21 protein-coding genes are annotated in these 19643 nt (G+C 63.0%); 5 read left to right on the top strand and 16 right to left on the bottom strand.

Annotated features, from left to right (window positions below; translation table 11 throughout):
* Nucleotides 1–20: 20 nt before the first annotated feature.
* Complete coding sequence (locus tag Q8O29_RS17115; RefSeq protein WP_305564968.1) at nucleotides 21–983, top strand: GSU2403 family nucleotidyltransferase fold protein; 963 nt, start codon at nucleotides 21–23, stop codon at nucleotides 981–983.
* Between the two features lie 189 nt (nucleotides 984–1172).
* Here the strand turns inward: Q8O29_RS17115 and Q8O29_RS17110 are convergent, their stop codons facing one another.
* The 3 genes from Q8O29_RS17110 to Q8O29_RS17100 all read right to left on the bottom strand — a co-directional run bounded on the left by Q8O29_RS17110 (nucleotide 1173) and on the right by Q8O29_RS17100 (nucleotide 2675).
* Nucleotides 1173–1370 carry a transposase gene (locus Q8O29_RS17110; RefSeq protein ID WP_305564966.1) on the bottom strand — a complete coding sequence of 66 codons (198 nt, stop codon included), beginning with the start codon at nucleotides 1368–1370 and terminating at the stop codon, nucleotides 1173–1175.
* 351 nt (nucleotides 1371–1721) lie between these two features.
* Nucleotides 1722–1952 (bottom strand): DUF1737 domain-containing protein, encoded by a 231-nt coding sequence (locus Q8O29_RS17105; RefSeq protein WP_305564964.1) that lies wholly within the window; start codon nucleotides 1950–1952, stop codon nucleotides 1722–1724.
* A 96-nt stretch (nucleotides 1953–2048) separates the two neighbouring features.
* Nucleotides 2049–2675: a LysE family translocator gene (locus tag Q8O29_RS17100; RefSeq protein ID WP_305564962.1), complete on the bottom strand. Its 627-nt coding sequence runs from the start codon at nucleotides 2673–2675 to the stop codon at nucleotides 2049–2051.
* A 303-nt stretch (nucleotides 2676–2978) separates the two neighbouring features.
* Between Q8O29_RS17100 and Q8O29_RS17095 the strand changes: the two genes are divergently transcribed.
* Complete coding sequence (locus tag Q8O29_RS17095; RefSeq protein WP_305564960.1) at nucleotides 2979–3983, top strand: succinylglutamate desuccinylase/aspartoacylase family protein; 1005 nt, start codon at nucleotides 2979–2981, stop codon at nucleotides 3981–3983.
* Nucleotides 3984–3993: 10 nt separating this feature from the next.
* Here the strand turns inward: Q8O29_RS17095 and Q8O29_RS17090 are convergent, their stop codons facing one another.
* From Q8O29_RS17090 to msrA, 13 genes are all read right to left on the bottom strand, one after another.
* Nucleotides 3994–4857 carry an oxaloacetate decarboxylase gene (locus Q8O29_RS17090; RefSeq protein WP_305564958.1) on the bottom strand — a complete coding sequence of 288 codons (864 nt, stop codon included), beginning with the start codon at nucleotides 4855–4857 and terminating at the stop codon, nucleotides 3994–3996.
* Nucleotides 4854–6197, bottom strand: a complete 1344-nt coding sequence (locus tag Q8O29_RS17085) for an FAD-dependent oxidoreductase (RefSeq protein WP_305564956.1) — start codon at nucleotides 6195–6197, stop codon at nucleotides 4854–4856. Before Q8O29_RS17085 ends, Q8O29_RS17090 begins: the two co-directional genes overlap by 4 nt.
* A 108-nt stretch (nucleotides 6198–6305) precedes the next feature.
* Nucleotides 6306–7790: a dihydroorotase family protein gene (locus Q8O29_RS17080; protein WP_305564955.1), complete on the bottom strand. Its 1485-nt coding sequence runs from the start codon at nucleotides 7788–7790 to the stop codon at nucleotides 6306–6308.
* Nucleotides 7787–8305, bottom strand: a complete 519-nt coding sequence (locus Q8O29_RS17075; protein ID WP_305564953.1) for a 3-isopropylmalate dehydratase — start codon at nucleotides 8303–8305, stop codon at nucleotides 7787–7789. Before Q8O29_RS17075 ends, Q8O29_RS17080 begins: the two co-directional genes overlap by 4 nt.
* Nucleotides 8302–9657: a 3-isopropylmalate dehydratase large subunit gene (locus Q8O29_RS17070; protein ID WP_305564951.1), complete on the bottom strand. Its 1356-nt coding sequence runs from the start codon at nucleotides 9655–9657 to the stop codon at nucleotides 8302–8304. Before Q8O29_RS17070 ends, Q8O29_RS17075 begins: the two co-directional genes overlap by 4 nt.
* Nucleotides 9654–10601 (bottom strand): tripartite tricarboxylate transporter substrate binding protein, encoded by a 948-nt coding sequence (locus tag Q8O29_RS17065; protein WP_305564949.1) that lies wholly within the window; start codon nucleotides 10599–10601, stop codon nucleotides 9654–9656. The genes Q8O29_RS17070 and Q8O29_RS17065 overlap by 4 nt, the downstream gene beginning before the upstream one ends.
* 42 nt (nucleotides 10602–10643) lie before the next feature.
* Nucleotides 10644–11354: an ABC transporter ATP-binding protein gene (locus Q8O29_RS17060; protein ID WP_305564947.1), complete on the bottom strand. Its 711-nt coding sequence runs from the start codon at nucleotides 11352–11354 to the stop codon at nucleotides 10644–10646.
* Complete coding sequence (locus Q8O29_RS17055) at nucleotides 11351–12124, bottom strand: ABC transporter ATP-binding protein (protein WP_305564945.1); 774 nt, start codon at nucleotides 12122–12124, stop codon at nucleotides 11351–11353. The genes Q8O29_RS17060 and Q8O29_RS17055 overlap by 4 nt, the downstream gene beginning before the upstream one ends.
* On the bottom strand, nucleotides 12117–13109 hold the full coding sequence (locus Q8O29_RS17050) for a branched-chain amino acid ABC transporter permease (protein ID WP_305564944.1): 993 nt from the start codon (nucleotides 13107–13109) through the stop codon (nucleotides 12117–12119). Before Q8O29_RS17050 ends, Q8O29_RS17055 begins: the two co-directional genes overlap by 8 nt.
* On the bottom strand, nucleotides 13106–13978 hold the full coding sequence (locus Q8O29_RS17045; RefSeq protein WP_305564941.1) for a branched-chain amino acid ABC transporter permease: 873 nt from the start codon (nucleotides 13976–13978) through the stop codon (nucleotides 13106–13108). The genes Q8O29_RS17050 and Q8O29_RS17045 overlap by 4 nt, the downstream gene beginning before the upstream one ends.
* Before the next feature lie 16 nt (nucleotides 13979–13994).
* Nucleotides 13995–15197, bottom strand: a complete 1203-nt coding sequence (locus Q8O29_RS17040) for an ABC transporter substrate-binding protein (protein WP_305564939.1) — start codon at nucleotides 15195–15197, stop codon at nucleotides 13995–13997.
* A 47-nt stretch (nucleotides 15198–15244) separates the two neighbouring features.
* Nucleotides 15245–16039, bottom strand: coding sequence for a GntR family transcriptional regulator (locus Q8O29_RS17035; RefSeq protein ID WP_305564937.1), 795 nt, complete (start codon nucleotides 16037–16039; stop codon nucleotides 15245–15247).
* 93 nt (nucleotides 16040–16132) lie between these two features.
* Nucleotides 16133–16702: a peptide-methionine (S)-S-oxide reductase MsrA gene (gene msrA, locus Q8O29_RS17030; RefSeq protein ID WP_305564935.1), complete on the bottom strand. Its 570-nt coding sequence runs from the start codon at nucleotides 16700–16702 to the stop codon at nucleotides 16133–16135.
* Between the two features lie 178 nt (nucleotides 16703–16880).
* On the opposite strand from msrA, the gene Q8O29_RS17025 reads away from it, so the two are divergent.
* The 3 genes from Q8O29_RS17025 (at nucleotide 16881) to Q8O29_RS17015 (ending at nucleotide 19638) form a co-directional block, all read left to right on the top strand.
* Nucleotides 16881–17654, top strand: coding sequence for a YdcF family protein (locus Q8O29_RS17025; RefSeq protein ID WP_305564933.1), 774 nt, complete (start codon nucleotides 16881–16883; stop codon nucleotides 17652–17654).
* Between the two features lie 104 nt (nucleotides 17655–17758).
* Nucleotides 17759–18451, top strand: coding sequence for a TetR/AcrR family transcriptional regulator (locus tag Q8O29_RS17020; RefSeq protein WP_305564931.1), 693 nt, complete (start codon nucleotides 17759–17761; stop codon nucleotides 18449–18451).
* A complete protein-coding gene (locus Q8O29_RS17015) occupies nucleotides 18448–19638 on the top strand; it encodes an efflux RND transporter periplasmic adaptor subunit (RefSeq protein ID WP_305564929.1) in 1191 nt (396 codons plus the stop codon). Before Q8O29_RS17020 ends, Q8O29_RS17015 begins: the two co-directional genes overlap by 4 nt.
* Nucleotides 19639–19643 lie beyond the last annotated feature (5 nt).

Genomic DNA, 19643 nt, shown 5'->3' with positions numbered 1-19643 from the left:
TCATAGAAACACCTGAAAAGATGAGCCCCATCCTGGAACTCCTCCCGAATCAGACGCGGCAATACATCGATGCTGAAACCGTCTTTCTGGAGTTGCGCCGTGCCCGGGCCGAAGCCGCTGAGGTGCGGGGCTCGATGTTCTGGCGTACGCAAAGCGGCACCGAGTACCTGATCCGCGAGTCATCCCGGGGCGCGCAAAAATCGCTGGGGCCACGCAGCGCAGAGAACGCGCAAATTTACCAGCGCTTCAAAACCCGGAAAGCCGAGGCCTCAAGCCGACTGGTTTCTTTAACCGCCGCCGCGCATAACCAGCAACGCCTGAACAAAGCACTGCGCGTTGGCCGCGTGCCCGGTATCGTCATCAAAACCCTCAACGCACTGGAGGCGGTTGGCCTGCAAGATCATTTTGTGACCATAGGCACACACACGCTGTATGCCTACGAAAGCGCATGCGGCGTGCGCTTCATGCCTGACGCCCTCGCCACGCAAGACATTGACCTGTTGTTTGACAGCCGCAAACGCATGTCATTTGTCTCTCAGATGCAGCGCATGGACAGCTCGTTTATTGGCGCCTTGCGCAAAGCCGACCCAACCTTCAGGGTGAAGCAAGACCAGAAGCAGACGGCAATCAACGATTCAGGCTTTGAGGTGGATGTCATCAGGCGCACCGCCAAAGACGGCGACCCGCACCCCTTCCGCATGAGCAATGACGAAAACGATTTGTGGGCAGTTCAGATTGAGGGCGCCGAAAAAATCCTGAGCGCCCAGCGCTTCAGCCAGGTGGTGGTTGCCGAGACAGGCCACATGGCCGTGATGAACACGATGGACCCGCTGACTTTCGTGGCCATCAAACGCATGATCTCAAACGCCCCGGGGCGCGACCCAAAAAAACGCGTCAAGGATGCGCTGCAGGCTGATTTGGTTGAAGAGCTGGTACGGACGCATATGCCGCAGTATCAGCGGCCAAGCCAGGAAAAGAAGTGAGTGAAGGGTGACGAGCTGTCGCCCGTTGAAATGTTTGGCTTAGATAAAATGCAAGATGGGAGACCTGACCCTGAGTCCTCTGACCCTGAGTCCTCTCTCCTCCAGTTTGCCCGAGCCGCCGGCCTTCATGCAAGCCTGTAGCCGGGATATCGGCCCCTATGCTGCCCCTGCGAGACACTTTGCCCGCCTTTAGCCCTGCGCATACCCGTTGTTCGCCAACTTCTCGATGTTGTGCACCAGGCAATACAGCATCCACTGCGTATTGACCTTGGGCTGCGTCCTGAGCGTGAAGCGGTTGAGCTGCTTGTTGTGCCGGATGTTGGCAAACACCGGCTCTACGGTGGGCCATGCGCTGGCTATAAAGCTTTCTGCCCCTGGGGCTGTCAATGGCCTGCTTCATGCGCTCGGTGAACTGGTGCGGTGAGGCCTGGTTGCGCGCAAAGAAAGAGACTTGTCGCACCGGCGTGCGCTCGGGGTGGCGCAGGCATCGGTTTCTGAGCTGACACGGCCCACAGCCACCTTTGGTTCAAGGGACAAAAATACAGCCTCAATGTCTGCCTTCACCGGCGCCAAACCAGCAAGCGGAGCGCCGCTGGCTGAGCGCCCGGTGCAAGGCATGGTTGGGCGCCTCGTCAGCTATGCGCGATGCACCGGACGGTAGTGCGACTGCTGCTGCGCTGCTCGATCCATACTCTGCACAACGCGGTGGGCAAAATACATGGGCACGAGATTCGAGACTCATGTTTTTCGCTCCGCGATTGCCGATTCGATTGACGGCCAGATGATGGCCTGTGCGACGATGACCTGTTGGCCGTTGAATGTCGCAGCTGGTGAACCATAGAGCTTGTAGCCAAGAGCGATGGCTTCGCTGACCCGGTGGCAGAACGTTGCATCATCAGGGCCTGTGAGTAGACGGTAAGTCGGCAGACCATCTGGTGGTGCCGCGGTGATTTTTTGCTCGGCGGACATATCGGTACTCATGTGTGAGACGCCCAACCGTTCAAGGTAACCTGCGCTGCGCGGCTTTATCGCGCAGCGTCCGGTTGACCGCCGGGTTAGCGCCCATTACCGCTGCTTGAGCGCCAAGACCGAAAGGCCGGACGCAATGAAGGTAACGCCAGCGCCAACATTGAGAGTGGCGACGACACGCGGACGGCGCCGCAACCAAGCGGAAAGGCGCGAGGCAAAGATGCCCATGAGCGAAAAACCCGCCGCAGTGAGCAGCGCAAACCACAAGCCGTAGCACAACATTTGGATAGTGACCGAACCGCGCTCAGGGCTTACGAACTGCGGAATGAAGGCAAGCACAAATAGGCTTGGCTTGGGGTTAAGCGCCGCCGAGAAAAAACCGGTAAGGAAAATGGTTCGCGCCGGCTGGCGGGCCACGGGAGCAAATGTGATGAGACTACGGGAACGAAGCACCTTGACCCCGAGCCAGACAAGATAGGCAGCGCCAACTACCTTAACGACCAAGAACGCGATGGCCGAAGTTTGAATGAGCAGCGTAAGGCCAAATGTGGCGGCCGCAACGTGAAAGAGGATGCCAACGCCCGACGACAAACCAGAAATGAAGGCGGCAAACCGGCCCTGACTAAGGCCGCGCCCAATGGCGAGAAGATTGTCAGGGCCTGGAGCAAGCACTAGCAAGACACATGCGGCGGTATAGGCCAGCCAGACTTCGAGAGGAAACATAGGCGACACTCCCATGCGCGCTAACGCCTGAATTAAGCCGAGCCGCGAAGCGGCTTCGGCTTGAATGAATTGTTGAACTAAACCGCTGACGCGGTGGTGGTCTGCGAAGACAGCCACCGCGTCAGCGGTTTAGTTCAACAAATTTATGCACATCGCGGACTCCAGTCAGGTCAATATAACAGACCCCAAACACCGCAGATCATAGACGCGAAGTTTTCCCGTTTCGCATCCTGCGAATGCAGGAAAGGCCAGGCAAGCCCCGAGCCGCTCAACCTTCAGGAAGCGCTGTATAAACAAAGCACCATGACCGACCCCACCCCGACCGTCGCATCCCCGGCATCCGGGCCCCGCCCCACCCATCTGCGCACCCACACCTGCCACGGTCTGGCCCTCGGGCCGCGCCTGCTGGTCCTGGGCGCCGTCCACGGCAATGAGGTCTGCGGCACCCAAGCCATCACGCAGCTGCTGCAAGAGATCGACCGCGGCCAGCTCGGCATCGAACGCGGCACGGTGACCTTCGTGCCCGTCACCAACCCGCTGGCCTACCGGCTCAATCAGCGCACCGGTGACCGCAACCTGAACCGCAACATGGCGCCCAGTGCGATTCCGCAGGATTTTGAAGACTGCATTGCCAATGTCTTGTGCCCGCTGCTTGATGCGCACGATGTGTTGCTGGACCTGCACTCCTTCCACACCGGTGGCGCACCTTTTGTGATGATCGGCCCGCAGAACAACAGCGGCACGCTGGAGCCTTTCAGCCACGCCGAAGCAGAAATGCAGCTAGCCCTGTGCACCGGTGCGCCGCGCATTGTTGAAGGCTGGCTGGACACCTATGCGCGGGGTGTGGCGCGGCGCGCAGCGGCGCCCGCCGCCGCCGGCACGGCCCGGGCGCAGACGCTGGTGACCAATCCGAACTATGGCGTGGGCAGCACCGAATACATGCGCTCGCGCGGCGGTTACGGCGTGACGCTGGAGTGCGGCCAACACGACGACCCGAAAGGGGTGCAGGTCGCGCGCCGCGCGATTTTGCAGACGCTGGCGCTGCTGAACATGATTTCAAGGCCGCTGGAAGCGACACCCACCGAGCGCGAGATCCTGCGCCTGGTTGATGTGACGGATCGCGAACATGCCGGTGACCAGTTCAGCCGCGAATGGCGCAGCTTTGACGCGGTGTATGCCGGCGAGCTGATTGGCATACGCCACAGCGGCACTGAGGTGAAAGCGCCGCACGACGGCTTTGTGGTTTTTCCCAACCCGCGCGCCGAGCCCGGGCAGGAGTGGTTTTACATGGCACAGCGCCGAAGCTGAGTCACGCCGCTCACTCGTAGCGCTTGCCCGCCGCCAACAGCTCGTCCGTTCCGATGACGGCATTGAGCCCGTCAAAATCCAGCATCTGCTTGTGCCACGGCGCTGTGGTCTGGTGCTGGTTCAGGCTGGCGTAGTAGCCCTGCAAGGTGTGCGCCACGGCGCGGGCTGTGCCGCCGGGGAAGATCACGATGCGAAAACCGCGCGCGCCCAGTTCAGCAGCGCTTTGCACCGGCGTCTTGCCGCCTTCCACCATGTTGGCCAGCAGCGGGACGCGCTGGCCAAAACGCGCGCAAGCCGCATCCATCTGTTCTGGCGTGCGCAGGGCTTCGATGAACAGGGCGTCCACGCCACATTCGACATAACGCTGGGCGCGGTCCAGCGCGGCGTCCAGGCCCTCAACTGCCAGCGCATCGGTGCGCGCCAGGATCAGCGTATGCTCGCTGCTACGGGCATCCAGTGCGGCCTTGAGCTTGCCCACCATCTCCTGCACCGGAATGACGGATTTACCGTCCAGATGCCCGCAGCGTTTGGGGAAACTCTGGTCTTCGAGCTGGACCATGGCCGCGCCGGCCCGCTCAAATCCCTTGATGGTGCGCATCACGTTGAGCGCATTGCCAAAGCCGGTATCGGCGTCCACGATGACCGGCAGGCTGACGCGCTCGGTGATGCGGGCCAGGGTGTCGGCCACTTCGCTGTAGGTGGTCAGCCCCACGTCAGAGCGGCCCAGTCGCGTGTAGGCAATCGACGCGCCCGACAGGTACAGCGCCTCAAACCCGGCCTGCGCGGCCACCAGCGCACTCAGCGCGTCGTACACACCGGGGGCCAGCAACACCCGGTCTTGCGCCAGGCGCTGCTTGAATGAAAAGGGGTTCACGCTGTGGTCTCCAGAATGGCTTGCGCCGTGTGGGCCGCGATGTAGCCGCCGGCAATCGCACTGAGCAGGCCGTTGCCCGACAGGTAACCCCAGACGGCATTGCCCGAGACACCGCGCGCGGCACCGCCTGCGGCCAGCAGGTTGGCAAAGACCTGGCCGTCCTCGCGTAACACGCGGCACTTCGCATCAATGTCCAGCCCGCCCTGGGTATGGAACAGCGCACCAGTGACACGCACCGCAAAATACGGCGCAGCCAGCCGCGCCAGGTCGGGTGACAAATCTGCTTCTGCGCAGCCGATCAAGGCCGCCAGCGCAGCGCGGTTGTCGGCGCGGTGTAATGCGCCGGCCTCTTCAGCCACACAAAAATCCGGAAAACTTCGCGCCAGCGCCAGCAGGCGCTCGTCAAAGACATTCCATGCCACGCCACCGGGTTGGGCCAGCACGGCCACCGCCGCCTCGGAATAACCCTGGGTCTCGTCGTGAAAGCGCAGCCCTTTGTTGTTGAGCTGCATGCCGCCTTCCACCATGACGGCCCAGCTCATCAATATGCCTTGCGGCACCACCCAGGAGCCATGGCCCTGGTAACCCCCCAGGTCGGCCAGGCGCGCGCCCAGCGCGCGGCCCCAACGGATGGCGCTGCCATCGTTGCCGGTATGGCCGGCAAAAATGGCGTCACGCATCTCGGGCAGCAGCTCGCGCACCAGCGCCGGGTTGCCGCCAAAACCGTTGCAGGCCAGCAGCAGGACCGCGCAAGCCAGGCGCTCCAGCGTGCCGTCGGGGCGCTGGTAACCCAGGCCGGTCAGGACACCGTCCTCGCCCACCCACAACTCGCAGACCAGGGCATTGGTCAGCACTGGCACGCTGGCAGCATCGGCGGCGCGCTGCAGCCGTGTCATCAGCCCGGCGCCGGTTTTTTCGGGCACCGCGTGCATGCGCAGCGCACTGTGTCCGGGGTACAAAAAACCCTGGAGTAATTCAAACTGCAGGCCGTGTTTTTCCTCCAGCAGGTCCAGCGCCGGGCCTATGGCCTGGGCATACGCCTGCACCAGCAGCGGCGCAGCCGTGCCCTTGGCCTTGGCCTGGATGTCAGCGGCAAACTGTGCCGCGTTATCGCTGATGCCGCGTGTTTTTTGCACCCGCGTGTCGGGCGCCGGAATAAAACCCGAGGACAGCGCGGTCGAACCAGCCGGCGCGGCATCGCGCTCCAGCACCACACAGTCAATGCCTGCACCGGCCAGCACCAGTGCGGCGACCAGGCCGCACGCGCCTGCGCCAACGATGGCGACTGGAATGTGCGGTGTGTCGCTGGGTGGGCAAGCGTGGACGATGACGGGGTTCATGCAGTGGCTCCGTCTGCGAGAGGGTGAGGAATCTTCGCGCGCACAACCCTCACCCCTGCCCTCTCCCGGAGGGCGAGGGAGCAAGGCAAGATCGCGTGCGGCATGCCATCAGGCGGTCGGCCGGAACAAATATTCGCCGCGCGGCTTGCCAATGACCTGGCCGTCCTGGTAAATCAGATTGCCGCGCAAAAAGGTTTCTTCCACCCGGGCTGACAGCTCCAGCCCCTCGAACGGTGTGTAACCCTGGGTGGAAGGTGAATTTTTGGCAGAGATGGTCCAGGTCTTGCCAGGGTCCACCAAGGCCAGGTCGGCATCAAAACCTTCGGCGATGTCGCCCTTGCGGTTCAGACCGTAGCGCTGGGCCGGGTTCCAGCTTGTGACTTTGGCCATGTGGTTGTAGCTCATGCCGCGGCGTGTGCCTTCGCTGATCAGCGACGGCAGCAGGTATTCAGTGCCGCCAAAACCGCTTTTGGCCATCCAGATATTGCCAAAGTAATGTTTGGGAATCTTCATCTCGTGGCGGCAGCAGGCATGGTCGGAGACCACCCAGTCAAGCTCACCAGCCAGCAGCGCCTCCCACAAAAACTCGACATCTTCACGCGGGCGGATCGGCGGGTTGACCTTGGCCAGCTCGGCGGCCTTGCTGTTGATGTCCAGCATCAGGTGGCCGATGGTGACCTCGCGCTTGAAGTCAATGTGCGGAAAAGTCTCGGCCATCATCATCGCGGCCTGCACGGCCTTGCGCGAGGACAGGTGCAGCAGGTTGATGTTGGTCAGCGCGGTTTCGTGCGCGAGGTAGCTGGCGATGAACACCGCCAGACCTTCGGAGTGCTGGGGCCGCGAGGCGCTGTAGGCAGCCAGGCCCTTGAGTGACTTGTCCTTTTCAACGATTTTTGTATAGGCCGTCATCACCTCGGCGGTTTCGCAGTGCAGCGACAGCGATATCTGTTTGGCGCGCTCGGGCATTTGCTCGCGCGCGGCCTGTACGCCGCGCATGACAAATTCAAAGTGTGCATAGTCGTAGCGGTCTTCCTCGCCAATCATCAGAAAGTCTTTCTGCGAGTTGGACGCGCCGTGCAGGCCATGCGAGCCATAAAACATGAATATCTTGAAGCTGGAGACACCGAACTTTTCGATCAGCTCGGGGATTTCCTTGATGTGTGTGCCGTCCATGGGCGCCAGGTGGAAACCGTAGTCCACATGAAAGCGCCCTTTCGCGAGCTTGAGCACCTCGGGATAAAACTTCTTGTAGGGCCCGCCCTTGTTCAGGTAGTACTGGCCGGTGCGGAAGTAGTTCAGGCTGGACGTCACTCCGCCCATGGCCGCCGCCTTGCTTTCGCTGATCGCATCTTCTTCCAGCGGTGAATAGATGCCGCTGTGCATGTGCGCATCAACCACACCCGGAAAGGCGAGCCGGCCGTGGCCGTCGTGTAGCTGTTTGGCCAGGGCCACGTCGATGGCGGGCGCCACTTTGGCAATCTTGCCGTCCCGGATGGCGATGTCGGAGGTATGCACCACGTTGCCGTGCGGACGCACCACCCGCACGTTCTTGATCAGCAGGTCGTAGATGGGTTTTCGTGGGGACGGGCTCATGCGGTTTTCCTTGAGGTGAGGGATTGTTGAAGTTGGGCAAGCAGCCCGCCGGCACCGGCCATGGCGAGAAGAAAGTCAGCAATGGGTTCGGCCGCGAGTACCTCGCCGTTTGCGCGCGTGATACGGCCGCTGCGCGCGTCGAAGGCAATACGCTCGCCCTCCTCCAGCACCCCGGCCTGCGGGCAGGTGAGCAGCAGCAGGCCGACATTGAAGGCGTTGCGAAAGTACAGGCCGCTGTACGAGGGCGCAATCACCGCTGCCACGCCCAGCGCCACCAGCACCGAAGCCGCCTGCTCACGCGAGGAGCCAATGCCGAAGTTGGGCCCTGCCACCAGCACATCACCCGCCCGCACACCCGCCGCAAAATCTGGCCGCAGCTGCTCCAGGCAATAACGGGCCATGGTGTCCACGCCATGTTTCATCGCATGACCCGGGGCCAGCGCATCGGTGTCCACGTCGGCGCCCAGCCGCCAGACGCCCGCGTCATGGCCGGCCAAGGGTCTGGACTGACTCATGCGAGCTCCTCGCGCGGGTCGGTGATTTTGCCGTGCAGCGCCGACGCCGCCACCGTGTAGGGCGAGCCCAGATAGACCTGTGCGGTCGCCGAGCCCATGCGGCCCTTGAAGTTGCGCGCCGTGCTCGATATCACGGTGGTGTGGTCACCCAGCGTGTCGCCAAAACCGGCGCAGGCGCCGCAGGCCGTGGGAAACAACTCGGCCCCGGCGTCCTGCAGGATCTGCAACACGCCTTCGTCGCGCGCTGCTTCCTGGTCGCGCAGGCTGGCCGGCGCCACCATCAGCCGCACGCCGCTGGCCACGCGGCGGCCACGCAACACCTGCGCGGCGGCGCGCAGGTCGTCGAGCTTGGCGCCGGTACAGGCGCCGATGTAGGCCACGTCAATGGCTGTGCCGGCAAACGCCGACACCGCTTGCGCATTGGCCGGGCTGTGCGGCGCGGCCACCACGGGCTCGAGTGCGGCTGCGTCGAAGCGATGGGTGATGCAGTCGGGGCTGTCCAGGGCCGCCGCATCGGTCTGCCATTGATTTATATCTGCTATTGATTTGATAGCTGCCTGCGCACGTTCCGCCTGGGCTGGAGCCACTTTTTTATCAATTTTTTCGGCCTGCGCCGCCTGCGCCGCCAGCCAGGCCAGCGTGGTCGCATCGGGCGCAATCAGCCCGGCTTGCGCGCCCAGCTCGGCGCTCATGTTGGACAGCGTCATGCGCTCGTTCATGGCCAACGCCTGCACTGCGGGGCCGCAAAATTCAACCGCCTGGTACTGGCCGCCGTTCATGCCGAAGCGGGCAATCATGTGCAGCATCATGTCTTTGGCGCAAACGCCGGGGGTCAGCCGGCCATCCCAGCACATGCGCACGGTGCGCGGCACACGCAGCCAGATCCCGCCGGTCACCATCACGCCCAGCATTTCGGTGCTGCCGATGCCGAACATGTAGGCGCCAAAAGCCCCGCCCGTGGGCGAGTGCGAGTCGCCGCCCACACAGAACATGCCGGGGCGGATGTGGCCCTGCTGCGCCACCACCACATGGCAAATGCCCTGGCTGTCGTACACATGGGGCAGGTGCTGCTCACGCGCCCAGTCACGCGCAATACGCACAATCTGGCGCGACTCGTCGTCACGCTCGGGCACGTAGTGGTCCATCACCAGCACCACGCGCGACTTGTCCCAGATCTGCGCGCCCAGCGCTTCCAGCATGGGCTTGAGCCGGCGCGGGCCGGACGAGTCGTGGAACATGGCCATGTCCACCTTGCAGGTGACAATCTCACCGGGCTGCACAGACGCCACACCCGCCGCACGCGCGATGAGTTTTTGCGCCAGGGTTTGGCCCGGGGCTGCGGGCGTGCTCATTCGGGCTTGGCCCCCGAGAACTTCACCACCTTGGCCCAGCGCGTGATCTCCGATTGCACGAAGCGGCCAAACTCCTCCGGACTGTTGCCAACCGGCACCGAGCCTTCGCTTTCCAGGCGCTTGCGCACATCGGGCGAGGCGATGGCCTGGCGTGCGGCATCACTGATGCGCCGGGTCAGCTCGGGGGCCAAGCGCGCGGGGCCGAACAGGCCAAACCAGGCGCTGGACTCATAACCGGGCAACACCTCGGCGATTGCGGGCACGTCGGGAAACTGCGGCAGGCGCTTCGCACTGGTCACGCCCAGCGCCTTGAGCTTGCCAGCGCGCACCTGCGCCTGCGCATTGCCGATTGCTGCAAACATCAGTTCGACCTGGCCGGCGATCACGTCCTGAATCGCTGGCGCCGTGCCGCGGTAGGGAATGTTCACGATGAAAACCCCGGCCTGCATCTTGAATAGATCACCCGCCAGATGCAGCGACGAGCCGACCGCGCCGATGGCGAGATTCAATTTTCCGGGTCGCGCCTTGGCCAGCGCAATCAGCTCGCGCACGTCTTTGGCCGGCACCGAGGGGTGGGCCACCAGCACTGAGGGCGATGTGGCCACACAGGTCAGCGGCGTGAAGTCACGGACCGGGTCAAACGGCAGTGAGGGGTACAGCGAGGCATTGATGGCATGGCTGGTGAAACTCATGAGCAGCGTGTTGCCATCGGGCGCGGCCCTGGCCACGGCTTCGGCTGCAATATTGCCGCCGGCGCCGGGCCGGTTTTCAACGATGACGGTACGGCCCAGCAGTCGGCCGAGCTCAGTGGCCAGCGTACGCGCCAACGTGTCGGTGGAGCCGCCGGCCGGCGCGCCAACCAGAATGCGTGTGGCTACGGTTTGCGCATGTGCGCCTGACGCCAGCAACGCGGCGGACGATAGCAAAATGTCACGACGTTTCATGTTCAGTCTCCAGAGCCCGCATCAGACAGGGTGTATCGGCCATCAAAGCCCCAGGTAGGCGCGGCGCAACTCGTCGCTGCACAGCAAGTCTGCCGGCTTACCCGAAAAACGGATGCTGCCGTTTTCCATGACATAGGCGCGGTCAGCAATTTCGAGTGACTGGCCGACGTTCTGCTCCACCAGCAGCACGGCCAGGCCGCCGTCACGCAGCCGCCGTATCAAAGCGAACAATTCGTCCACCAGCAATGGCGACAAACCCAGCGACGGTTCATCCAGGATCAGCAAGCGCGGTTCGGCCATCAGGCCTCGGCCAATCGCCAGCATCTGCTGCTCGCCGCCGCTCATGGTGCCTGCCAGTTGCTGCAGGCGCTCCCTGAGGCGTGGAAAGATGCCAAAGACTTTTTCCAGGTTGACGGCCCGGCGTTCCCGTGCCCGGGCAAAAGAGCCGAGCTCGAGGTTTTCCAGCACGCTGAGGTTGGGAAACACCTTGCGCCCCTCAGGCACCTGAATCAAGCCAGCCTTGACCACGTCGCGGTAATGCGCACGACTCAGGTCCTGGCCGTCAAAAAACACCGAGCCGGCCCAGGCCGGGTAAATGCCGCTGACCACATTGTTCAGGGTGGACTTGCCCGCGCCGTTGCTGCCCAGCAGCGCCACCATTTCGCCGGGCTGCACCGCCAGGTCCACACCGCGCAGCACTTCGACCTGGCCATAACCGCCATGCAGGCCACGAATCTCGAGCAAGGGCGTCATGGCAGTGCCTCGCTCTTGCCCGCCAGTGCAGCGGCACGCAGGCGCGCGGCCGTGCCATGGCCCAGATAGGCTTCAACCACCTTCTCGTCGGCGGTGACCTCGGCCGGCGAGCCCTGGGCGATCAGCTGGCCCTGCGCCAGCACCCACACATGCTGCGCCAGGTTCATTACCGCCTGCATCACATGTTCAATCATCAACACCGTCACGCCGCCTTGCATGATGCCGCGCACCACCGGAATCATCTCGGCGATCTCCTGCGGGTTCAGGCCTGCCAGCACCTCATCGAGCAGCAGCAGGCGCGGCCGTGTTGCCAGGGCGCGCGCCAGTTCCAGCCGCTTGCGGCCCGCCACCGTCAGGTCAGAGGCCGGCTTGTCCAGCTGCGCGCTCAGGCCGACACGGGCAGCCACTTCTTCGGCCTGCGCCAGCGCAGCGCGCCGGTCTTTCAAGTGCAGATGCACACCCACAGCAATGTTGTCGCGCACCGTCTGCGTGGCGAAAGGCTGCACGATCTGGAAGGTGCGTGTCATGCCCAGGCGCGCAGTGAGGTGTGGTGCCCGGCCAGTGATATCCTGCCCGTCAAACAGCACCTGGCCACTGTCGGGCATCAGGAAACCCGACATCAGCGCAAACAGCGTGGTTTTACCGGCGCCGTTGGGGCCGATCAGCGCCGTCAGGCTGCCTGCGGGCACAGCCAGGCTGACGTCCTGCACCGCCTTCAACCCACCAAAGGATTTTGAGAGGCCCTGGATGGCCAGCAGACAATCAGCCACGCCGGTCCCCGGTTTTCTGCTGGCGCCTGCGCCAGAGTGCTGTCGCCGTGGCGCCCAGGCCCGCGATGCCACGCGGCACAAACATCACGATCAGCACCAGCACCACGCCATAAATCACCATGTTGATGCCGGGCAACTGGCCAAACAGGTTGCGTGTGATGTCGGCCAGCAGATGCAGCACCAGCGCGCCCAGCAGCGGCCCCCACAAGGTGCCCATGCCGCCCACAATCGCGGCGACCAGTGCCTCCACCGACACGCCGGGGCCGTAGGCAATGCTGGGGTCGATGTACTGGAACACCTGCACATAAAAAGCGCCGCCCGCGCCCATGAAGCCGGCCGACAGCGCAATCGCGCCCAGCTTCACACCGAAGGGGTTGACACCGATGGCGCGCGCGGCGTCCTCGTTGTCGCGCACCGCCTGCAGGTAGGCGCCGAAGCGCGAGTTTTTCAGCCACCAGGTCACCAGCAAGGCAGCCGCCACAAAAGCCAGCACCAGGTAAAGATAACCCTTGCGTGAGCCAAACTGCATGTTGGCAAACGACTCCTGCAGCGGCAGCATCAGGCCCACCCCGGCGCCGGTGAAAGGCACCGAAAGCGCGAGGATGCGAAACACCTCGGCAAAAGCCAGCGTCACCAGTGCAAAGTAAGAGCCCTTGAGCCCGTAGCGAAAAGTCAGTGCGCCCACCAGCGCCCCAATGCCGGCACTGCCCGCCACCGCCAGGGCCAGGGCCAGCCAGGCGTTGAGGCCGCCATGCAACTGGGCCATCGCCTGGATATAGGCACCGGTCCCAAAAAACAGCGCATGACCAAAAGAAAACTGCCCGCCAAAACCGCCCAGAATGTTCCAGGCCTGGCCCAGCAAGGCCGCATACAGCGCCATCATGACAAAGTTCAGCACCACGCCAGAGTCCGTCAGCAGCGGAATGACCGCCACCAGCAGCACAAACGCGGCGATGCCCGCCAGGTCTTTGAGGCCGCCCTTCATGTCCGGGCCCCAAACAGGCCTTGCGGGCGAAACAGCAGCACCGCAATAAAGATGGCAAAAATGCCGATCTGCCCCAGCGACTCACCCAGGTACAAGCCGCCCAGCGACTCGACCACGCCGATCAGCAGGCCACCCAGCAAGGCACCGCCAAAGCTGCCCATGCCGCCCAGCACCACCACCGTGAAAGCCACCAGCACAAAGCCGCTGCCGACCTGCGGATTGACATAGTAGGCCGGCAACAAAAAACAGGCCGCCGCGCCCAGGCAGGCCAGGCCTATGCCAAAACTCATGGCGTACACATGGTCCACGTCGATGCCCATCAACTTGGCGCCGTGTTTTTCCTTGGCGACCGCGCGGATGGCGCGGCCCAGGTCGGTCTTGCCGACAATCCACAGCAACAGGGCAGAGACCACCAGCGCACCGGCAAACGCCACCAGCTTGGGCAAGGCAATCATGGCCGGGCCGATGGCGACAGTGGTCAGCGTGTAGGCCGTCTCGATGGTGCGTGTGTCGGACTTGAACAGCAGCAGGGCCGCATTCTCCAGCACGATGGAAATGCCCAGGGTCACCAGCAGGATGTTTTCGTCCTTGCCGTGGCTGGACCGGTTGATGATCAGGCGCTGCAGCGCATAACCCAGCGCAAACATGCCGGGCACCACCAGCGGCAGCGCCAGGTAAGGATCGATCCCCCAGTGCTGCTTGAGCAGGTACACCGCATACAGCGCCACCATCAATGCCGCCCCATGGGCAAAGTTGATGATGTGCAGCACGCCGTAGATCAGCGTCAGGCCCAGCGCAATCAGCGCATAAACCGCCCCGGTGGTGATGCCGTTGAGCAGCGAGGGGAAAAGGATTCCTGAATCGAACATCCGGTCAGCGGTCGCATCAAGCCTTGAGCGGGAAAATCGGCTCGGTCTCGCGGTAATCGCGCGGGACGATGACCTTGATGTCGTTCTTGACCACCTGCGTCATCAGCGGCTGCGCACCGGTGTTTTGGCCATTGACAAATTTGGTCGGGCCGTAGGGCATGAAGTGATCGGCGAAGGTCGATTTTTCCAGCGCATCGATGATGGCTGCCCGATCACCTGACTTGGCGCGCTCCAGGGCATCAGCCAACAGCATCATGGCGGTGTAGGTGTTGAAAATCTCGTAGCTGAAGAACAGACCCTTGGCCTCAACCCGTTTTTTGAGCGCCGTCGAACGTTTGTCTTTGGGGTTGAACCAGTGGTTGCAGTCAATGATGCCGTTGGCCGCATCCGGAAACTCCTTGACAAACTTGTAGCTGGAAGCGGCGCCGCCGAGTACGGAATAAATCGCCTTGGGTGTGACCTTTTGCTGCTGCATGGTGCGCACCAGCAAGGCGTACTCGTTGTAGTAGTTGGCCGGGATGACGATGTCCGGGTTGACCGCCTTCATGCGCAGCACAATGTTGTTGAAGTCGCGCGTTGGGTTCGCGTGTTTGATGACTTCCTTGACGTCGTAGCCGTAACCCGGCAGCTCGCGCGACAGCAGGGCAGCGGTGCCGCTGCCGAACAACGACTCTTCATGAACAATCATCACCGTCTTTGCCGGCTTGCCGGCTGCGGTATTGAGCGCATGCAGGTTGGCCACCGCCACTTCAGCACATTTTCGGTAGCCCGGGCCAAAGCGGAAGGTGTTCTTCAGGCCGCGCTCGACGATCTGGTCCGCCACGCCAATGTCCACAATATGCGGCAAGCCGTATTTGGCCGCCGTCTGGGTGGTCGCCAGGCAGATGGCCGAGGCGAAAGCCCCGACCACGGCCGAGACGCCCGCCTCGTTCATCTTCTCCACCTCAGCCGCACCGGCCTGCGGTTGCGACTGGGCGTCACCCAGCAAGGCCTCAAGTTTTGCCCCGCCCATGGCCTTGATGCCGCCCGCCTTGTTGATGTCTTCGATGGCCATGAGCGCGCCTTCGCGGCACTGCTGGCCAGAGTAGGCCAGTGCGCCCGTCACCGGGTGCAGCACACCGATCTTGATCGTTTTGGGCTGCGCACCCCCGACCAGTGGAAAAGCCAGCGCCGAAGCAGCGGCAGCAGATTGGGACATGAAGTGGCGACGTGTACGCATGGCTTTCTCCTGGTTGATGTAGCTAATGGGGGAATGGGAGTGATGACTTACTGAAACTGGGCCGACAACTCTTTGCTGACCCAGACCTTGGCATCGATGCTGCCAACACGCGAGAGCTGCATTTCATACTCGTACCTGTCCGGACGGTACAGGCCATGCAGCCATTGAATCGGGCGGTCCTGGTCGTCGTAGATCAGGCGGCGCACCGCCAGCAGAGCCGAGCCCACAGCAACATCCAGGTGCCGGGCCACCGCCACGTCGGCCAGCCGGGCCGAAATGGTCTGGTGCGCGCGGCCCACGGTCACGCCAGATTCTTCGAGCAGCACAAGAATCGGTTTTTTTGCAAGCTCGCGCCGCCCGAACTGGCGGCCGATGTCCGCCGGCACATAGGTGGTGATGTGGGACAGCGGGCCTTCGCGCGTGCTGCGCACCCTGACCGCTTTTTGCACCGCATCGCCAGGCTGGAGCTGCAAGGCATTGGCAACATTGGCAGAAGCGGTGACCATCTCCACTTCCAGCACGTTGACCGAGGTTTTGAGCCCCATGCTGACCAGGTTTTCAAGCAGCCCCGTGAGCTGGGCGCGTTGCCCCACCGTACTGCGCGGCGCTGCCGGGGATGCCACCGGGTCCAGGGCGCGGGTGCCACGCCCCGGCTCGCGCGAGATCAACCCCTCTTCAGCCAGCTGCGCCAGCGCACGGCGCACGGTGACACGCGCCACACCAAACTGCTGCATCAGGTTCAGTTCGCCGGGCAGCCCCGCAGAAAACCGGCCTTCATGCAACTGCTCACGCAACACCAGATAAATCTGGTGGTACTTGGTCATCGGCAAGGTGGCGGCCATGGGCGCATCGTAAGAACAGTCCTATTGTTCTGTCAATAGGACATTTGAAGAGGCAGCGACGGGTTTAGCGTGGGGCTCGGCCCCCCGGCGGACTCAAGCTTTGGCGTATTCCGAAAAGGTTTTACGGAACTTCGCCACCTTCGGGCCGGCGACTGCCATGCAATAACCCTGGTCCGGGTTTTTCTCGAAGAAGTCCTGGTGGTATTCCTCGGCGGCGGAGTAGTTGGACAGCGCCAGCACCTCGGTCACCACAGGTTTGCCAAACAGCTTGTCGCGGTTCAATGCGCTGACCATGTCTTCGGCAATCTGCTTCTGCTCGGGCGTTGTGTAGTAAATGCCGCTGCGGTATTGCGTGCCGCTGTCGTTGCCCTGGCGGTTGAGTGTGGTCGGATCGTGGATGACGTAGAAAATTTCCAGAATTGCGCGCAAGCTGATCTGCGCCGGGTCGTAGACCAGCTTGACAACCTCGTTGTGGCCGGTGGTTCCGGTGCACACTTGGTCATAGGTCGGCCGGTTGACGTGGCCGTTGCTATAACCCGACTCCACGTCAACAATGCCGCGCACCTGCACAAACACCGCTTCGGTGCACCAGAAGCAACCCCCGCCCAGCGTGAGGGTCTGCAAGGCTGGGCCGCCAGCTTCAGTTGTTGAGTTTTGTTCCATGCCTCGTCCTTTTTTATATACAGCAATCAAACAACCATCATCCTGGAAAATAGCCAGTCACTGGTCGCACCGGCCCAAAAACCTCAGACACGGCTGCGTACGGCGTTTTTAATGGTCAAATTGGCCTCTAGCCCATACCACGCGGGCGTAAGCAGCTATTAATTTAAGAGCGTTTTCAATGATTGCATTAGGTGAACTCAAGCCGGTCCTGACCGCACTGCTGCTGCCGCCCGCTTCGCTGCTGTTGCTGGCCGGGCTGGGGCTGCTGCTGGCGGCGCGGAAAAAGGCAGGCGGCCTGTTGCTGGCTTTTGTGGCGGCGGCCCTGCTCTGGCTGCTGAGCTGCCATGCAGTTGCTGTTTGGCTGGCGCAGAATCTGCTGCCGCAACAAACCGCCTTGTCGGTCGCGGCCCTGAAAAGCAGCGGCGCGCAGGCCATTGTGGTGCTGGGCGGTGGCGTGCACCCGGTGGCGCCCGAGTACGGCGAGCCACAGGCCTCAGCTGCAGCCACCCTGCGTTTGCGCTACGGCGCCTGGCTGGCGCGCCAAACGGGCTTGCCCGTGGCTTTTGCGGGTGGGCTGGGCTGGGGCGCAGCCGGCGAACAAGTGGCGTCCGAAGGCGAAGTGGCACGCCGCGCGGCGCAACAAGACTACGGCCTGGCCCTGCGCTGGGTCGACAACCAGTCACGCGACACGGCTGAAAATGGCCGCTTCCTCAGAACGCTGATGCAGAAAGACAAAGTCCAGCGGATTGCGCTGGTCACGCACGCCTGGCACATGCCGCGCGCTGTCGGCGCTTTTGAACGCGCAGGCTTTATCGTGGTGCGCGCGCCCATGGGTTTTATCCTGCCCAGCCGCAACGGCGTGCTGCAATGGACGCCTTCGGCAGACGGGTTGGGTACCTCCCAGCTCGTGCTCAAGGAATGGCTGGGTTTGCTGGTAAATCGCTTTACCTGAGCTTTACTTCAACCGCGCACGCGTCTTCAACCCTGCACTGCAGAGTGACGGCTTGACGGGCATCTAGCGAATCGCTACATTACTAACCAACCAGTCAGTAATTTATGTCCATCTCCAAATTCCTCTGCGAAAAAACCAGTGCGCTGTCCGTCAAACGGGAGCGCCGCAAGGACGCGCGCCCCGGCGAACTGCTGGACGCCGCGCTCGACCTGTTTGTTGAAAAAGGCTTTGCCGCCACCCGCGCCGAGGAAGTGGCGGCCCGCGCCGGCGTCTCCAAGGGCACGCTGTTTCTCTATTTTCAAAGCAAGGAAGAACTCTTCAAAGCCGTGGTGCGTGAAAACATCTCGGGCCGCTTCAAGGAATGGAACGAGGAGTTTGCATCCTTTGAAGGCACGGCCGCCGAGATGTTGACGTATTGCATGACCACCTGGTGGGAGCGGGTCGGCGCCACTCGCGCCTCAGGCCTCACCAAACTCATGATGAGCGAGGCCGGTAACTTCCCCGAGATCACCGCCTTCTACCAGCAGGAAGTGATCCAGCCCGGTCAGGCGCTGATTCGCCGCATCATGCAGCGCGGCATCGACTGCGGCGAGTTCCGGCCCATGAACCTCGACTACGCGATTTACAGCGTGATTGCGCCCATGATTTTCTTGATTCTGTCCAAACATTCAGCCGGCACCTGCGGCGACCCGGCCCTGCTCGGCAACGCTGAAAAATACATTGCCGCCCAGGTAGACATCATCTTGTATGGCCTGTCGGTCCAACCCGCCGGCAAACCCGCCAAAGGCAAGGCATGAAACGCTGGATCAAGTGGACCATCATCGGCCTGATTTTGTTGTTGCTGGCAGCAGCGGTGGTCAGCGCCCTGTCGGCGCGCCGGGCGCAGCAGCAGGCCCTGGCCGCAGCCGGGGCAGCCAAGACACAGACCGTGGTCGAGCTGGCCGCCAGCGATGTGCTGCAGGCAAAAACCCGCGAGCTCAGCCAGGGCCTGGCGCTGTCGGGCCCCCTCAAGGCCATCAACTCGGCCTTCGTCAAGGCGCGCGTGGCCGGTGAGTTGCAAGGCCTGACGGTGCGCGAAGGCGACTTCGTCAAGGCCGGCCGGGTGGTGGCGCGGGTGGACGCCAGCGAGTACCAGGCGCGCGTAATGCAGGCGCAGCAGCAGGCCGATTCGGCCAAGGCGCAGATCGACATCGTGCAGCGCCAGTTCGACAACAACCAGGCGCTGGTGAACCAGGGCTTCATCTCGAAAACCGCGCTGGACGCCTCGCAGGCCAACCTCAACGCCGGCAAGGCCAACCACAACGCCGCATTGGCCGCCGTGGCGGTGGCGAAAAAATCGCTGGACGACACGGTGCTGCGCGCGCCCCTGTCGGGCCAGGTTGCGCAGCGGCTGGCGCAGCCGGGCGAGCGTGTCGGCATCGACACCAAGGTGCTGGAGATCGTGGACCTGAGCCGGCTCGAACTCGAAGCCAGTCTCAGCGCGGCCGACGCACTGGCCGTGCGCCCCGGCCAGACCGCCACGCTGCGCATCGAGGGCAGCGCGCAAACCGTGACCGCCACCGTGGCCCGCATCAACCCGAGTGCGCAGGCTGGCAGCCGCAGCGTGCTGGTCTACCTGTCCATCGACAACACGGCCGCGAGTGCGGGCTTGCGGCAAGGGCTGTTTGCACAGGGCACGCTGGGCATGGCGCGCGCGGCGCTGCTGGCAGTGCCGGTCAGCGCAGTGCGCACCGACAAGCCCGCGCCCTATGTGCAGGTGGTCGAGAACAATCAGATTGCCCACAAGCCGGTTGAGCTGGGTGTACGCGGCAAGGACGCGGCCGACGGCGAGCCCATGGTGGCCGTTCAGGGCCTGGCTGAAAACGACGTTGTCATCAAAAGCGCCGTCGGCAGCCTGCGTGAAGGCACGGCCGTGAAGTTCACCCAGGCGCCGGCCTGGGCCGCACCAGCAGCACCGGCGGCTTCGTCGCCCAAAGCCTATTAATCGCG

The sequence above is a fragment of the Polaromonas sp. genome (assembly GCF_030689685.1).
Classification (GTDB): domain Bacteria; phylum Pseudomonadota; class Gammaproteobacteria; order Burkholderiales; family Burkholderiaceae_C; genus Polaromonas.
The sequence above is the reverse complement of the archived record's forward strand: the minus strand, read 5'-3'. Positions and strand labels throughout refer to the sequence as shown.

What these genes read in the sequence shown, in the direction of transcription:
- Q8O29_RS17035 (WP_305564937.1), bottom strand. Translation starts at nt 16,039, where the DNA reads ATGGCCGCCACCTTGCCGATGACCAAGTACCACCAGATTTATCTGGTG.
- Q8O29_RS17025 (WP_305564933.1), top strand. Translation starts at nt 16,881, where the DNA reads ATGATTGCATTAGGTGAACTCAAGCCGGTCCTGACCGCACTGCTGCTG.
- Q8O29_RS17085 (WP_305564956.1), bottom strand. Translation starts at nt 6,197, where the DNA reads ATGAACCCCGTCATCGTCCACGCTTGCCCACCCAGCGACACACCGCAC.
- Q8O29_RS17040 (WP_305564939.1), bottom strand. Translation starts at nt 15,197, where the DNA reads ATGCGTACACGTCGCCACTTCATGTCCCAATCTGCTGCCGCTGCTTCG.
- Q8O29_RS17050 (WP_305564944.1), bottom strand. Translation starts at nt 13,109, where the DNA reads ATGAAGGGCGGCCTCAAAGACCTGGCGGGCATCGCCGCGTTTGTGCTG.
- Q8O29_RS17100 (WP_305564962.1), bottom strand. Translation starts at nt 2,675, where the DNA reads ATGTTTCCTCTCGAAGTCTGGCTGGCCTATACCGCCGCATGTGTCTTG.
- Q8O29_RS17075 (WP_305564953.1), bottom strand. Translation starts at nt 8,305, where the DNA reads ATGAGTCAGTCCAGACCCTTGGCCGGCCATGACGCGGGCGTCTGGCGG.
- Q8O29_RS17015 (WP_305564929.1), top strand. Translation starts at nt 18,448, where the DNA reads ATGAAACGCTGGATCAAGTGGACCATCATCGGCCTGATTTTGTTGTTG.
- msrA (WP_305564935.1), bottom strand. Translation starts at nt 16,702, where the DNA reads ATGGAACAAAACTCAACAACTGAAGCTGGCGGCCCAGCCTTGCAGACC.
- Q8O29_RS17115 (WP_305564968.1), top strand. Translation starts at nt 21, where the DNA reads ATGAGCCCCATCCTGGAACTCCTCCCGAATCAGACGCGGCAATACATC.
- Q8O29_RS17060 (WP_305564947.1), bottom strand. Translation starts at nt 11,354, where the DNA reads ATGACGCCCTTGCTCGAGATTCGTGGCCTGCATGGCGGTTATGGCCAG.
- Q8O29_RS17095 (WP_305564960.1), top strand. Translation starts at nt 2,979, where the DNA reads ATGACCGACCCCACCCCGACCGTCGCATCCCCGGCATCCGGGCCCCGC.
- Q8O29_RS17065 (WP_305564949.1), bottom strand. Translation starts at nt 10,601, where the DNA reads ATGAAACGTCGTGACATTTTGCTATCGTCCGCCGCGTTGCTGGCGTCA.
- Q8O29_RS17105 (WP_305564964.1), bottom strand. Translation starts at nt 1,952, where the DNA reads ATGTCCGCCGAGCAAAAAATCACCGCGGCACCACCAGATGGTCTGCCG.
- Q8O29_RS17080 (WP_305564955.1), bottom strand. Translation starts at nt 7,790, where the DNA reads ATGAGCCCGTCCCCACGAAAACCCATCTACGACCTGCTGATCAAGAAC.
- Q8O29_RS17020 (WP_305564931.1), top strand. Translation starts at nt 17,759, where the DNA reads ATGTCCATCTCCAAATTCCTCTGCGAAAAAACCAGTGCGCTGTCCGTC.
- Q8O29_RS17045 (WP_305564941.1), bottom strand. Translation starts at nt 13,978, where the DNA reads ATGTTCGATTCAGGAATCCTTTTCCCCTCGCTGCTCAACGGCATCACC.
- Q8O29_RS17070 (WP_305564951.1), bottom strand. Translation starts at nt 9,657, where the DNA reads ATGAGCACGCCCGCAGCCCCGGGCCAAACCCTGGCGCAAAAACTCATC.